This is a genomic window from Desulfovibrio sp., assembly GCA_016208105.1.
In the GTDB taxonomy this organism is placed as follows: domain Bacteria; phylum Desulfobacterota; class Desulfovibrionia; order Desulfovibrionales; family Desulfovibrionaceae; genus Fundidesulfovibrio.
This window is the reverse complement of the sequence record JACQYS010000022.1, coordinates 328,265-341,422: the sequence shown is the minus strand read 5'-3', so window position 1 is coordinate 341,422 and position 13,158 is coordinate 328,265. Positions and strand designations below refer to the sequence as shown.

Annotated in this window: 13 protein-coding genes; 3 read left to right on the top strand and 10 right to left on the bottom strand. The window is 61.2% G+C overall.

Translation table 11 applies throughout. From position 1 onward, the window contains the following. Positions 1 to 54: 54 nt before the first annotated feature. The 3 genes from HY795_14165 to HY795_14155 form a co-directional block, all read right to left on the bottom strand. On the bottom strand, positions 55 to 474 hold the full coding sequence (locus HY795_14165; protein MBI4806375.1) for a hypothetical protein: 420 nt from the start codon (positions 472 to 474) through the stop codon (positions 55 to 57). A 254-nt stretch (positions 475 to 728) separates the two neighbouring features. Then, a complete protein-coding gene (locus HY795_14160; protein ID MBI4806374.1) occupies positions 729 to 1,940 on the bottom strand; it encodes a DUF1501 domain-containing protein in 1,212 nt (403 codons plus the stop codon). 8 nt (positions 1,941 to 1,948) lie between these two features. Continuing rightward, complete coding sequence (locus HY795_14155) at positions 1,949 to 3,439, bottom strand: DUF1800 domain-containing protein (protein MBI4806373.1); 1,491 nt, start codon at positions 3,437 to 3,439, stop codon at positions 1,949 to 1,951. A gap of 104 nt (positions 3,440 to 3,543) precedes the next feature. Between HY795_14155 and HY795_14150 the strand changes: the two genes are divergently transcribed. From HY795_14150 to HY795_14140, 3 genes are all read left to right on the top strand, one after another. Then, positions 3,544 to 3,933 carry a hypothetical protein gene (locus HY795_14150; GenBank protein MBI4806372.1) on the top strand — a complete coding sequence of 130 codons (390 nt, stop codon included), beginning with the start codon at positions 3,544 to 3,546 and terminating at the stop codon, positions 3,931 to 3,933. A 133-nt stretch (positions 3,934 to 4,066) separates the two neighbouring features. Beyond that, positions 4,067 to 5,293: a BtaA family protein gene (locus tag HY795_14145; protein MBI4806371.1), complete on the top strand. Its 1,227-nt coding sequence runs from the start codon at positions 4,067 to 4,069 to the stop codon at positions 5,291 to 5,293. Between the two features lie 3 nt (positions 5,294 to 5,296). Next, complete coding sequence (locus HY795_14140; GenBank protein MBI4806370.1) at positions 5,297 to 5,935, top strand: class I SAM-dependent methyltransferase; 639 nt, start codon at positions 5,297 to 5,299, stop codon at positions 5,933 to 5,935. 6 nt (positions 5,936 to 5,941) lie between these two features. Here HY795_14140 and HY795_14135 read toward each other — a convergent pair whose 3' ends face one another. The 7 genes from HY795_14135 to hflK form a co-directional block, all read right to left on the bottom strand. After that, positions 5,942 to 7,228, bottom strand: a complete 1,287-nt coding sequence (locus HY795_14135; GenBank protein MBI4806369.1) for an ABC transporter permease — start codon at positions 7,226 to 7,228, stop codon at positions 5,942 to 5,944. Then, positions 7,185 to 7,844: an ABC transporter ATP-binding protein gene (locus HY795_14130; protein ID MBI4806368.1), complete on the bottom strand. Its 660-nt coding sequence runs from the start codon at positions 7,842 to 7,844 to the stop codon at positions 7,185 to 7,187. Before HY795_14130 ends, HY795_14135 begins: the two co-directional genes overlap by 44 nt. A gap of 160 nt (positions 7,845 to 8,004) precedes the next feature. Continuing rightward, the gene (tatC, locus tag HY795_14125) at positions 8,005 to 9,285 is read right to left on the bottom strand and encodes a twin-arginine translocase subunit TatC (GenBank protein MBI4806367.1); all 1,281 of its coding nucleotides are present in this window, start codon (positions 9,283 to 9,285) and stop codon (positions 8,005 to 8,007) included. A gap of 35 nt (positions 9,286 to 9,320) precedes the next feature. Continuing rightward, on the bottom strand, positions 9,321 to 10,409 hold the full coding sequence (gene secF, locus HY795_14120) for a protein translocase subunit SecF (GenBank protein ID MBI4806366.1): 1,089 nt from the start codon (positions 10,407 to 10,409) through the stop codon (positions 9,321 to 9,323). A gap of 234 nt (positions 10,410 to 10,643) precedes the next feature. After that, positions 10,644 to 10,964: a hypothetical protein gene (locus tag HY795_14115; protein MBI4806365.1), complete on the bottom strand. Its 321-nt coding sequence runs from the start codon at positions 10,962 to 10,964 to the stop codon at positions 10,644 to 10,646. A gap of 249 nt (positions 10,965 to 11,213) precedes the next feature. After that, positions 11,214 to 12,059 (bottom strand): protease modulator HflC, encoded by an 846-nt coding sequence (gene hflC, locus HY795_14110; GenBank protein MBI4806364.1) that lies wholly within the window; start codon positions 12,057 to 12,059, stop codon positions 11,214 to 11,216. Positions 12,060 to 12,061: 2 nt separating this feature from the next. Next, on the bottom strand, positions 12,062 to 13,132 hold the full coding sequence (hflK, locus tag HY795_14105) for an FtsH protease activity modulator HflK (protein ID MBI4806363.1): 1,071 nt from the start codon (positions 13,130 to 13,132) through the stop codon (positions 12,062 to 12,064). Positions 13,133 to 13,158: the final 26 nt, after the last annotated feature.

Genomic DNA, 13,158 nt, shown 5'->3' with positions numbered 1-13,158 from the left:
GCGCGTGACGCGAGACGCATGGTGTCTCCACAGTGTGCCGGTGTCAGCCAGCCGCTAGTCGTGCGGCAGACCGAGCACCTGGGCCCTGAATCCCGGAGCCTTCTCGATCAGGTCCAGAATGAGCATGGCCGCGAACATGTTCTTGCGGTTTGTGGCGTCCACTGCCTGGACCATATAGTTGCGAAGATGAGCGGCAGCTTCGGACAACTCCATATGGTCTTCGGGGGTGGAATGCGCCGACGCGTCCAGCAGATTGAGCAGCAGGTAGGCCCAGATATCCTCGTAGTAGAGGTAGTAGTTCAGGACCTCTCTGATCTTCAGCACCCCGAAGATGACGTTCTCCGGCTTGCTGTAGTCTTTCGACCAGACCTGGCTGTCGTTGATGAATGGTTCGCCGGCATCCGCTTCCGGCGCAACGGGCATGAGCGTCACCTTGTCGCGAACGTATTCGCGAAGCGAAATGACCTTGGACATGGGCAACTCCTTGGGCAATCGGACATCCGTGTCAACCGCGCCAAGAACGCGGTCCCTTCCCAAGGATTCTTGTCGGTAGCTGAAACGAAATCTTAAGGGTGCTAGCCGCCTGTTGTAAAAGTAGCTCGTCGCGGCCTGTTCAAAAAACCAGCTGGCAAGGCGCAGGAAAAAGTCAAGGCTGACGCGTATTTGACATACGCGAAGGTTTGACTTTTGAACGGCAACGCCGCCAGCGGGATTTTTTCAACAGGCTGCTAGCCCTTGAAGATTCCAGGAAGGCTGGACGAGGGCGTAAAACCGGGCAGAACCTGGGACACGGCCTCCTTGCCCAGCCCGAAGTGGGAGGTGGTTATCTGGGCGATCACGTCCCTGAAATCAACGGTCACGGCCAGATCAAGCCCGTCGGAGAGCTTGTCCGGAGCAAGCCCCGGCCAAGGGCCGTGCATGGTCCCGCCGGACACGGAGCCCCCAAGAAGCATGAATAGCGTTCCGTGGCCGTTCTCCGTGCCCGCGAACTCGTTCTCGCGAAGGCTGCGGCCGAATTCGCTCATCACCAGCACGGCGGTGTCCGACATGTTAGGCCCTAGGGCCTTGGCCAGCGTAGAAAGGCCCTTCCCCAGAGAGAAGAAGGCCTCGGACAGCTTGCCCTTGCCCGCCCCCTGCTCGAAATGGGCGTCAAGGCCTCCCAAGGCTGCGAAAACAAGCTTGGTGGCCGGATTTTTCTCAAGGTAGGAGGCTATCTGCCCTGCCAGGGTCGGTAGAGCGTGCACCGATGGCGCACCGGAAGCGGATACGGTGATTTCCCTGTCCAGCTCGGTCATTCTGTTGCGCAGCACGGTCTGCGACTGACGGTAGGACCGGCTCAAGGGATCGTTCCCGGCATAGATCGCGTCGAAGGACGAGAAAATACCCGGGCGCTCCAACCTCCACACCGAAGGCGGAAAATTCGTGGGGCGGACGTTCTGAACTCCGGGCTTCCCCTGTCCGATGAGCGGCGGCGTGGGGGACAGCGTAAGGGCCTTGGCGTCCTTGCCGATGAGCGGCAGAAGTCTTGCCAGCCAGCCGTCGCGGAAGTGGCGTTCCAAGGGCTGCCCGCTTTCCATGGCCCGCTGGGCTTCCGGATGGGTGCGCATGGGGCTTGAAAGGCCACACGCCGGAAGAAGCGCCAGGGAGCCGTTCCGCCAATACTCCAGAAGCGGCTCAAGAGCCGGGTGCAGGCCGAAGCCGGGAGCCAGGGGAAGCGTTCCGCCCTCCTGGCCCGGAGGGGGAAGGGCGATGGTGGGACGCGCCTGGAAGTACCAGCGGTCCTCCACCGGAGCCACCGCGGACAAACCGTCCAGGCCGCCGCGCAGAAACAGCACAATGAGCCGCTTGGACGAGCCCTGCTCCTGGGCCGCCAGCAATGAGGGCACAGCCGTTCCCAGGGCGGCCACGGCCATGGTCGAAAGAAATTGGCGGCGCTTCATTGTGTCACCTAGTATTGCTGGCCTTCAGGACTGCCAAGCAGAACCCCGGCCTTGAACCCGGGCTGCGCCGCTTCGACCGCTTGGCCCGTTACCGGGGAAAGGGTCAGCCCCATGTTTTTGGCCAGCATCTTCGCGTCCAATGGCTCGACAGCCTTATAGCTCCCCGGGGACCAGCACGGCAGACCGCCCCCTCCGGCCTGAGCCGCAAGGTTCAGGCGCTTGAGCATGGCGTCCGCGGCCAGCCATACGTCGCGCGTCTCTTTGTAGCCGGAGGCGCCAGGAGCGTCGTAGAGCGGCATGCCCAGCCAGTTCAGATGTTCCGTCAGAGAGAGCACCTCGTTCACGGGCCGTGAACTGGCCCGGACCATGGACGTAACGTAGCGCAGAGGGTTCTTGAACTTGGTTCCGGCGTATTTCTTGTCGGAAAACTCGGGGCTCGCGAACAGGGCCTTCAAAACGGCCCGGATATCGCCCTTGGTGTCGATGAACACCTTGGTCAAGGCCTCCTCCAAGGCCTTCGGGGGATCGTCCGCCAGGAAGAAACGGGCCAGCTTGGTGCTCACGTTCTTGGCGGTTTCCGGATGGGTCGCCAGCAGATGCAGGGCTTCCAGCCCTTCGTTCAGCCCCGCCCCCTTGATGGTCTTGCCCAGGAAAATCTTGTCCTTGCCGTCATGGCGATGTTCGTCGAACACGAATCCGTTCTTGTCCTGGGGGGTCCGGGGCGAGCCGACGCTCCACCCGGCCAGAATAAGAGCCAGGGAATTCACGTCCTGGGCTTTTACCTTGCCAGGCTCCAAGCCCGTGGTGTGGGACGTCAGGAGCTCCCTGGCGTGAATTTCCACCAGCGGGCGCTGTTTTCCCTTGCCCTGCTGGCTGTCCGGCGAGGCGCTCTGCCAGTTCTCCAGGTGAATAAGCATGGCGGGATGTCGGGTGACCGCCAGGAGCATGTCTTCGAAGCGGCCCAGCACGAAGGGGCGTATGGCCTCGCGTTCGAAGCTGCCCACCCAGAGGTGCGTGAGGCCTTTGCCCGCCGGGACATTGAAATGGTTGTACCAGAAGTCGCACAACAGCTCTTCCAGTTGCCTAGGCGAAAGAAGGGCCCGCCACAGTTTGGCTTGTGCCGCCTCCTGGTGGATGATGGCCGCCTTGCCTTTGGCGGCGTTTATCTCGTCCATGGTGGGATTCTTGCGCGGCCCGCCCGGAGCCTTGGGGCCGTATGTCCGGAAGAGCTGGACGGTATCCATGGAGTAGGTTTTGAGCGCAGCCAGCCGGTCCGTCAGGGCCTGGGGCTCGGGTAGCTTTTCCGGGGCCAGCTGTTCCTCGACGTAAGCCGAAAACCCCATGGCCCGCACACGGTCGATGTCTCCCGGGGCAGGACCGAAGGAGAGGCGGTTCACGCCGTGAACGGCCAGGGCCTCGGGGGACAGGGTCTGGGCAAGGGCCGAAGCGGCGATGGAGAGCCAGAACAGGCAGCAAAGGGCTGTCAGTCTCGCGAACATGTGCAGACTGTTACTCCGCGCGACGCGAAAACTCAATTTGTTTTGCGCTTTGTCATACTGAAGCTTATGACTCTACAATGAGTTCCCAAACAAAGGAGGCCCCCATGGTCCGCATGGCTCTTGCCGCCCTGATGCTGGCTGTTTGCGTTCTGCATGCCGACGATTCCTGGTGCAAGAAGAAGGATGCAGCGCCACCATACGACCAGGATGAGTTTCTTCCACCCGGGCAGGCAAAACCTAAAGGGCCGCCCCCCTGGGCTCCGGCGCATGGCTACCGGGCCAAGCAGCGCTATCGTTACTACCCCGCGCACAACATCTATCAGGACCCTGTTTCAGGTCTTTTTTTCATGTACCACGGGGGTGTCTGGTCCAAAGGCGGGTTGCCACCAGGGATGACCATTGAGGGGCTCGGGCGCCACCGCGACTTCGATGGCTACGTGGACGAGCCTTGGAAATCGAATCCGTACTCAAAGAAGAAAAAGAACAAAGAGTAGCGTCTGAAAGGACTGTGATGATGGGGCTTCCGGAAGGTCCTCCCCGGCCGGAACCGCCGAAATGACTTCGCGCCGTCGCCAAATCGTAACCCCCCGGGCCTAGGCATTACAAAACGCCCGGACCGGGGGTCTCATGTCACAATCCTGCGCTGGCCTGCTCAAGGCAGCCGTACGCCAAAGCCCTGCCTTCTCCGGGCAGGGCATCCTGGAACGCCTCTTCTGTCACTGGTTTTCCGGCTTCGTCTACAACCAGATATGGGAAGACCCCCGCACGGACATCGAGGCCATGGCATTACAGCCTCACCACCGTGTCCTGACCATCGCCTCCGGGGGCTGCAACATCTGCCACTATCTGCTTGAGGGGGTTGAGTCTGTCACCGCGGTGGACTTGAACATCCACCACGTCCACCTGAGCCGCTTGAAGCTCGAGGCGGCCCGGCGCCTGCCCACCCACGAGGCGTTTTTCAGGTTCTTCGGCCATGCCGACGACAACGCCAACATATGGGCCTTCACGCGCCACATCGAGCCCCATCTCCCCGCAGACACCGCGAAGTATTGGCAAACAAGCGCCTCGCCGTGGGGCGGGCCGCGCATCACCATGTTCGCGCAGAACCTCTACGAACACGCCCGCATGGGGCAGTTTCTCCGGATGCTGCGCAACGTCTGCCGCTTGAGCGGGCGCAACCCCGAGCGCATTCTGGAAGCAAAGAACAGAGAAGAGCAACGCGCAATATACACAAGAGAGCTTGAGCCCCTGCTCACCGGAAGGCTGGCTAAATTTTTCTCCAAGTATGCGATCGCGGTGTTCAGCCTCGGCATCCCGCCTCAACAATACCGGGCGCTCGCAAGGGAATACCCCGACGGCGTTCTTAAGACCTACCGCAAGCGGGTTGAAAAACTGGCCTGCGGCTTCGACTTAAGCGACAACCCCTTCGCCTGGCAGGCCTTCGGCCGCCGCTACGACAAGATCAAGCGCCAGGCAATTCCCGACTACCTGCGCCAGGATAATTTTCAGGCGCTCAAATCCTCGGTTGACCGGGCCAGCGTGGTTCACGACAGCCTGGACAGCCACCTTCGCAAACAGCCCGCCCGCAGCCTGGACCGCTTCGTCCTCCTGGATTCGCAGGACTGGATGACCCCGGAAGCCTTGCGGGTGTTGTGGGGCGAGATGGAACGGACAGCCAGGCCCGGGGCGCGGGTTATCTTCCGCACGGCCGGGAAACAATCGCCGGTGGAGACCACCATCTCGCATCCCCATCGTAGCCGATTCCATTACCAACAGGCTCTGTCACTCGACCTGACCCGGTCGGACCGCTCCTGCATCTATGGAGGCTTCCACCTCTACGTCATGGAGGATTGACCCATGGATCAGGCGCTTCGCATGGACCGGATGTATACCGTCCAGCGGCACTTCTACGACGCCACGAGGCGGTACTACCTGCTCGGCCGCGACAGGCTGCTCCAAAGGCTGCCTGTGCCCCTTGGGGGATCGGTATTGGAGCTTGGCTGCGGCACGGGACGCAACCTGGCGGAACTCAGGCAACTTCGTCCCGACCTCCGGCTTTGCGGCCTGGACGTATCCGAGCGGATGCTGGAAACGGCGCAACGCAAGCTGTCGGGGCAGGATGTGAAGCTGGCCACGTGTCCGGCCGAAGAACTCGACCCCAAATCCCACTTCGGCTCGGAAGAACTATTCGACGCGGTGTTCTACTCCTACTCCCTCTCCATGATCCCCAACTGGAACAAGGCGCTGGAAGCCGGTTGGGCTGCCCTCAAAACCGGCGGGACTTTGGCCGTTGTGGACTTCTGGGGCCAGGGCGGCCTTCCCGCCTGGCTGGAATGGATGCACACGCGCTGGCTGGGGCTCTTCAAGGTGCAATTCAGGCCGGAGCTCATCACGTATCTTCGGGAAATGGAGAAACAGGGTCGGGGCTGGATGGAGCTAGAATCCGTGCGCAAGGGCTACGCATTTCTGGCCTGGGTCAGAAAGCTCACGGCCTGACCCGCGCTACTCACCGCCCCGCAGGGCATCGATAGGGTCCAGGGACGCGGCCTTGCGCGCGGGTTTGAGCCCGAACACCAGGGCTATGGCAATGGCCGAAAGAAGGGCCAGAACAAAGAGCTTCACGGACAATTGGATCTCCAGAAAACCCAGTTTGGCAAGAAGCTGGCCCATGCCGATGCCGATGCCGATGCCGATGAACGCGCCCAACAGGGTGAGCAACACCGCCTCGCTTAAGAATTGAATCGTGATCGCGGCCGAAGTGGCGCCCATGGCTTTTTTGAGTCCGATCTCCTGCTGGCGCTCGCTCACCGAAAGAAACAGCAGATTCGCCAGAACGAACCCGCCAACCACTATTGCCGCTCCGGCCGTGATGCCCAGAAACACCATGATGCCGCCGGTTATCATGGTCAGGAACTTGAGGATCTCGCTGGCCGAGAGAATGGAAAAATCGTCCGGATCTTCAGGTTTCAGCTTGTGGTTATGGCGCAGAAGCGACCGGAGATTCTCCATGTGGTCGTCCATCAGCTCCGGTTCGATGAACTTCACCCGCAACGCCCGGAAGAACCTCCGCTCCAGGTGGAATCGCTGGGTCAGGGTGGTAAGCGGCATGATGATGCGGTCGTCCACGGAGACACCGCCGCTGCCGGGAGAGAATCCTCGATAGGCCAGGCGGCCGATGACCTGCACCGGGAGGTCCTGAACCAGGATCACCTGCCCGATGGGCGATTCGTCCCCGAAAAGCTCCTTGGCCGGATAGTCGCCGATGATGCAGACCTTGGCGGAATGCTTCACGTCGTCCTCGGTGAGATCCCGGCCCTCGGCCAGGGGCCAGTTCCAGGCCTTGGCGTAGTCCGCCGTGGCGCCCACAACAACCGGAGTCACCATGTTGCGGTTTTCAAAGCGCAGGGTGACGGAGCTTTTTGAGCGCATGGGCACCACCATGTAGGTCCCGGGCAGGGACCGCTCGATGGTCTGCGCGTCGTTCCAGGTGAGCGTCAAGAACCGCTGGCCCACAGCCCTGGTCTCGATGTTGCCCCCGAACACCAGCACGGCGTCCGGGCCGAACCACTCCACTATTTCCAGGGCTTTTCTCCTGGCGCCGTCCACCGAGGCGATGATGATGGTCAGGGCGGCTATGCCCAGAGCCACGGCCAGCACGACGAAGAAGGAACGGAGCTTGAAAGCCCACAGCGCCCCCAAGGCCATGCCCAGGATGCGCCAGACCATCTTGGCCCGGCGCGCCGCGTCATGCGACAGTGCCGTCCAGGACCAGGACGCGGCGTTTGGCATAGCTGGCGGTCTCCTCGTCGTGGGTGACGACGATGATGGTCTTGCCCAGGGCATTGACCTCGGCGAAGAGGTTCATGATTTCCGCTGAGGTTTTGGAATCGAGCTGTCCGGTGGGTTCGTCAGCCAGGATGAGGTCCGGGTTGTTGAGCATGGCCCGGGCCAGGGCCACGCGCTGCTGCTGGCCGCCGGAGAGCTGGGAAGGTTTGTGGCGCATGCGGTCGGCCAGGCCCACCTGGCCAAGAAGCGTCTGCGCCCTTTCGCGCAGCTCGGCCTGGGGCGTGTCGCTGTAGAGCCCGGGCAGCATGACGTTGTCCAGGGCGGTGGCATAGGGAATGAGGTAGAAGCTCTGGAACACGAAGCCGATGGCCCTGTTGCGCAGGTCCGAGAGGGCGTCGTCGGTAAGTTCCGAAACATCCTGGCCGCGAAGGAAATACTGCCCGGAGGATGCACGGTCCAAGAGGCCGATGATGTGCAGAAGAGTGGACTTGCCGGAACCGGAGGGGCCCTGGAGAGCCACGAACTCCCCGGCATCGATGGTGAGGTTTATCCCCTTGAGCACCTGGGTGTTCATATCGCCTTGGGAATAGGACTTGGCGATGTTTTCGAGACGAATCAAGGGAATGCTGTTCATTGCAGGCGGGAGAATGCCAGAGAGCGGAGATTAGGTCGAGCCTCTTGATTGCCGAAAAACCAAGAAACCCGCCGGGAACCGGAACAGCACGGTGCTCTCCGAATCCTGGCGGGTCTCTTCAAAATGGACAGATAATTTCAATCAGCTAGTTCTTTACGTCGCCGGCAGCTTTCGGGTCGCCCTTGTGGACGCCCTGGTCCGCTTTGTCATCCACTCCGCCAGTGGCGCCAACCGGAGCACCCTCCACGGCGGGAGCGGGCTGGCCCGATCCCGTTTCAGAGCTGGCCGGAGTTTCGGTGAACACTGCGGCCTCGCCGCACGCCGCCGGGGCGGCGGCCTGAGCCTTGTCCTGGGCCTCAGCAGCGGGTTCCAAAGCCGGTGTTGCCTCGGGAACAGATGCGCCGGCGGCCTGCTGAGCGGGAGCGGCCTCAAGAGCCGCATCCTGGACAGGTGCATCCTGGGGTGCACTTCCCTTCTCAAGGTCGTGCCCCAGGGCCGCCTGCTCGTGGGCTTCGCGCTCGGCCTCGTGCGGGTCAGCCGGAGCATCCACAGCGGGTGTGCTCCCTGCATCGCCACCAGGATTTTCCGAGGCATGGGCTTCATCAAGGGCCGCGTCGGACGGCGGGGCCGTTCCGGAAGCACCGCCCGGGCCGGCATCATCCGGAGTTCCGCCCTCCCCGGCCCCATCTTCGGGGACGGCGGGCAGGTTCTCGTCAGCGGACTTTTTCTTGCCGAAGAAATAGGCCACCCAGATGCTCACTTCGTAGAGAACCACCATGGGGGCGGCCATGAGAATCTGGTTCACTGCGTCCGGAGTGGGAGTGAGAATCGCGGCCACGATGAAAAAGACCACGATGGCCCATCGGCGCTTTTTCCTGAGCCAGATGTGATCCACAACGCCGAGCCGGGCCAGGAAGAAGATGAACACCGGCATCTCGAAGATGATGCCGAAGGCGAACAGAAGCCCCATGCAGAACGAATAGTATTCTGAGAGCTTGGGCATGAGCGTGACAACGTCCGCCGCATAGTTGGCCAGGAAGGTGAAACCGTAGGGAAAGACCACGAAGTAGCCGAAGCAGGCCCCGGATACGAAGCAGAGCGCGGTGAAGAAGGCCACGGGAATGGCCAGCTTGCGCTCGTTCTCATAGAGCCCGGGCGCTATAAAACTCCATATCTGGTAAAAAATATAGGGGCTTACCAGGAAAATGCCCGCCACAAAAGCGGCCTTCATGGAGATGAAGAACCCTTCGGTCAGGGCGGTGGTGATAAGCTCGCTCTTGGGAGGCAGAACAGTCTTCAACGGGTGGAGCAGAATCTCCAGGATGCGCTCGGCAAAGGCGAAGCTGATCCCGAAGCCCACCAGGGCCGCAAGGATCGCGCGCGTCAGGCGCGAACGGAGCTCTTCCAGGTGTTCCAGGAGGCTCATTTCATGCCCGGGCCCAACCGATCCGGGGGCTGCGCTCACGCCTTTCCGCCCTTGAGCTGTGGTTCGTCCTGCTGAAGCGAGTCAAGACCCGACCCCAGGTCCGCCAGAATCGGACTGGCTATGAAGACCGAGGAATAGGTGCCGGTGACCACGCCGATGATCATGGCCAGGGCGAAATCTCTGAGCACGCTGCCGCCGAAGAGGAAAAGGGCGACCACCGTGAACAGGGTGATGAGCGAGGTGAGCATGGTGCGCGAAAGGGTCTGGTTCACGGCGCTGTTAATAAGCGAGATCAACGGTTCATCCTTGGAGCCGTGCAGGCGTTCGCGGATGCGGTCGTACACGATGATGGTGTCGTTAAGCGAGTAGCCAAGAATGGTCAGCAGCGCCGCCACCACGGTCAGGTCGAACTCCAGGTCGAAAATGGAGAAGAAGCCGATGGTGAGCACGATGTCGTGGATGTCCGCCACCAGCGCGCCTAGGGCGAACTTGAGCTTGAGCACCCAGCACAAGATGAGGGTGATGGCCATCGCCCCGATGATCAAATAGCCGGAGGAAAGGCCCAACTGCCGAAAGGCCCAGACGCCAACGCCCAGACCCGCGGCCATGGAAATCGCGGCCACCAGCCCGCGTTGCTCGAACCGCCATGAAATGTAGACGGCAATGAGGAGCACGGCCCAAAATATGGCGTTGAGCGCCCCTGCTTTCAGGTCCTCGCCCACCTTGGGTCCGACCACTTCCAGACGCTGCACTTCAAACGCGCCCTCGCCCATGCTGGCCTTCAGAGCCTGGTCGACCTTCACGCGCACCTGTTCCAGGGGCTCGCCCTTTTCGGAGGCGCTTATCAGAAAGGAGTTATCCTTGTCCTGGCCCATGCGCTGCACCGTGAGGTGGGGAAGCCCGGCGGAGTCCAGGGGCTTCTTGATTTCGTCCGGGGTGACCGTCTTGGCGAATTTGAGCTGGATGGTCATGCCGCCGGCGAAATCCACGCCGTAGCGTGGTCCGCCCTTGATCACCAGGGATGCGATTCCGGCCAGCACCAGCAGGGCCGAGAGTATGTAGGCGTACTTGCGGTAGCCGAGAAAATCGAAGTTGACGTTCGGCTTGATGAGCTCAAATCCCATGGATTCCCCCAAAACGGAAAGTGGCGCCTGAAGCGGCGCAAGTGGAGTGAAATCGGCCTTTTCGCGAGTGTTGTCAAGCCTTGGAAGGGCCGCCCCGCCCGTCAATGCGGATGCCATTCGCCGGGCGGGCATACCAAGGCAAATCCGCCCGGGGATGCATGCGGCGCACATCCGCGCCGGCAATGCCGCGCTGAAGCGCCAGACACGGGAGCAGCGCCACGGGCGCCTGCCAGCTCAGCTTTTGCCGGGTGATTTTTTTGAGGTGTCTTTTGCCGATGTACTCGGTTTCGACACTTTACGCGTGAGCTTCTTGGCTGGCTTGTCCACCTTCCTTGCGGAAGGGGTGATATCGGTGAGAGCGGGAAGCGGGCTCACCCCTCGGAAGTCCTCTTCAACAGAGCGGATGGGCAGCGGTTCCACCGGAGCCACACGCTCTTTCACAACCAGGTTGGGCATGGCCTGAACGCCGTCAGGAGAACAGAGTTGTCCGCCCTTGACGACCAGAGCCACAAAAAGTCCCACAAGGAGGATGAGCTTGAAGTTGAAGATCCGCATCGTACTCCTCAAGAAATTCGGCGTGAGGTAGCGCCTCACGGGAGGTCTCGATCGGATACACCCAGCCAAATCCTTTGGCAAGCGATGCACTGACACTCTCCATTATTTTATACATGAGGTGGAGCGAGCCTGAACGGCCAACGCGCGGAAACTTATCTTTTTCATCAATAAATTCAGTGACAAAGGCAACAAAAAACGCGGGAGACAAAAAGCTCCCGCGTTTTTCCGATCAAGGGGCAAGCTCAATCGCTATTTGATGTAGCGCATGAAGCCGGAGCCCGGGGTCATGATCACCCTGCCGTTGTCGTGCAGGGATTTCTTGTAGGCCTCCATGCTGCGCATGAAGCTGTAGAACTCGGGAGACTGGCCCAGGGACTCGGCGTAGGTCTTGGTGGCCTCGGCGTCGCCCTGGCCGCGCAGGACCTCGGACTCACGCTGGGCCTCGGCCAAAAGCACTGTCCGCTCCCTGTCCGATCCGGACTTGATCTTGGCCGACTCCTCCTGGCCCTCGGAGCGGTAGAGCTTGGCCTGGCGCTCGCGTTCGGCCTTCATGCGCCCGAAGATGGCCTTCTCGTTCTGGGCCGGAAGGTCCGTGCGTTTGACGCGCACGTCCATGATCTGCAACCCGAAGTTCTTCACGGTCTCGTTCACGTTGCTGGTGACGATGGCCATGATTTCGGCCCGGCGCGAAGAGACCACCTCCTCCATGGAATAGCTGCCGATGGCCACACGGACTTCGGCGTAGATGAGGTCGTCCAGGCGGGCCTTGGCCCGTCCTTCGGTGCGCAGCGTGCGGTAGTAAAGCAGCGGGTCCACGATGCGCCACTTAGCGTAGTTGTCCACCACCAGGGCCTTCTTCTCCTTGGTGAGCACCTCGGCGGGGTTGGCCTCGTAGTTCAAGACCCGCGAATCGATGTAGACCACGTTCTGGATGAAGGGCAGCTTGAAGTGCAGCCCAGGCCCCAGGGTGCCGCCTATGGGCTTGCCCAGTTGCAGGACGATGGCCTGCTGGGTTTCGTCCACGGTGAACATGGACTGCATGACCAGGATTGCCGCGACCAGGCCCGACAGGGCGAGAATGACTATTCTGCGCATGGCTATTTCCCTCCCTTGTCGCCGGCTTTCACACGGCCCTGGCGGTCCAGGGGGAGGTAGGGCACGGCATGCTTGAGCGCCTCGTCCGACAGGATGATCTTCTCAAGCTCGGGATTGGCGAAGATTGTCTCCATGGTCTCGATGAACATGCGTTCCTTGGTGATGTCCTTGGCCTTGTTGTATTCGGCCAGAATGGAAAGGAACCTGGCCGCTTCGCCCCTGGCCTTGCGCACCACGGATTCCTTGTAGGCCTGGGCGTCGTTCAGCATGGACGCCGCCTGGCCGCGGGCCTTGGGAATGATGTCGTTGGAGTAGGCCTCGGCCTCGTTTATCACCCGGTTCTTGTCTTCCATGGCGCTGGCCACGTCCTTGAACGCCTCCATGACGTCCTTGGGAGCGTGCACGTCCTGGAGCTGCACGGCCACCACCGTGACGCCGGAGTTGTAGCGGTCCAGGATGGACTGCAGGAGTTCCTTGGTGGTGTTCTGGATTTCGAGCTTTCCGGATGTCAGCACGGAGTCGATGGTCTTGTTGCCGATGACCTCGCGCATGGCCGCTTCGGCAGCCGCCTTCGTGGTTCCCCTCGGGTCTTGTATACGGAAGAGCCACTCGCCGGGCTCGCCGATCTGGTACTGCACGATGAACTGCACATCCACGATGTTGTCGTCGCCCGTGAGCATGAGCGCTTCCTCGGGAACGGCTTTGTACTGGAAGGCTCCATCCTGTTTCTGGCCGATGGTCTTATAACCGATTTCCACCTTTTGGATTTCCGCCACCTTGGGGGTCAGCACGCTTTCCACCGGAAAGGGTATGTGGTAGTGCGGCCCAGGCCCGGTGGTGCGGTCATAGGCGCCGAAGCGCTTCACCACGCCGACCTCGCCCGGTTCGACGATGTAGATACCCGAGAGTAGCCATAAGACTACCACGACAATAGCAATCAACTTCGGCCCGCCGGGGACTCGGAAATTGAAATCGGTTAAGCGTTTGAACTCATCGCCCAGGTTCTTGAAATCAGGCCCCGAGCCGAATTGCCGCTGCCGTTTGTCCTGCAGTTTTTCCCAATCCCAGTTCATCCAGTAACTCTCCCGTGCAAAACGGA

What these genes read in the sequence shown, in the direction of transcription:
- HY795_14165 (MBI4806375.1), bottom strand. Translation starts at nt 474, where the DNA reads ATGTCCAAGGTCATTTCGCTTCGCGAATACGTTCGCGACAAGGTGACG.
- HY795_14160 (MBI4806374.1), bottom strand. Translation starts at nt 1,940, where the DNA reads ATGAAGCGCCGCCAATTTCTTTCGACCATGGCCGTGGCCGCCCTGGGA.
- HY795_14155 (MBI4806373.1), bottom strand. Translation starts at nt 3,439, where the DNA reads ATGTTCGCGAGACTGACAGCCCTTTGCTGCCTGTTCTGGCTCTCCATC.
- HY795_14150 (MBI4806372.1), top strand. Translation starts at nt 3,544, where the DNA reads ATGGTCCGCATGGCTCTTGCCGCCCTGATGCTGGCTGTTTGCGTTCTG.
- HY795_14145 (MBI4806371.1), top strand. Translation starts at nt 4,067, where the DNA reads ATGTCACAATCCTGCGCTGGCCTGCTCAAGGCAGCCGTACGCCAAAGC.
- HY795_14140 (MBI4806370.1), top strand. Translation starts at nt 5,297, where the DNA reads ATGGATCAGGCGCTTCGCATGGACCGGATGTATACCGTCCAGCGGCAC.
- HY795_14135 (MBI4806369.1), bottom strand. Translation starts at nt 7,228, where the DNA reads ATGCCAAACGCCGCGTCCTGGTCCTGGACGGCACTGTCGCATGACGCG.
- tatC (MBI4806367.1), bottom strand. Translation starts at nt 9,285, where the DNA reads ATGAGCCTCCTGGAACACCTGGAAGAGCTCCGTTCGCGCCTGACGCGC.
- secF (MBI4806366.1), bottom strand. Translation starts at nt 10,409, where the DNA reads ATGGGATTTGAGCTCATCAAGCCGAACGTCAACTTCGATTTTCTCGGC.
- HY795_14115 (MBI4806365.1), bottom strand. Translation starts at nt 10,964, where the DNA reads ATGCGGATCTTCAACTTCAAGCTCATCCTCCTTGTGGGACTTTTTGTG.
- hflC (MBI4806364.1), bottom strand. Translation starts at nt 12,059, where the DNA reads ATGCGCAGAATAGTCATTCTCGCCCTGTCGGGCCTGGTCGCGGCAATC.
- hflK (MBI4806363.1), bottom strand. Translation starts at nt 13,132, where the DNA reads ATGAACTGGGATTGGGAAAAACTGCAGGACAAACGGCAGCGGCAATTC.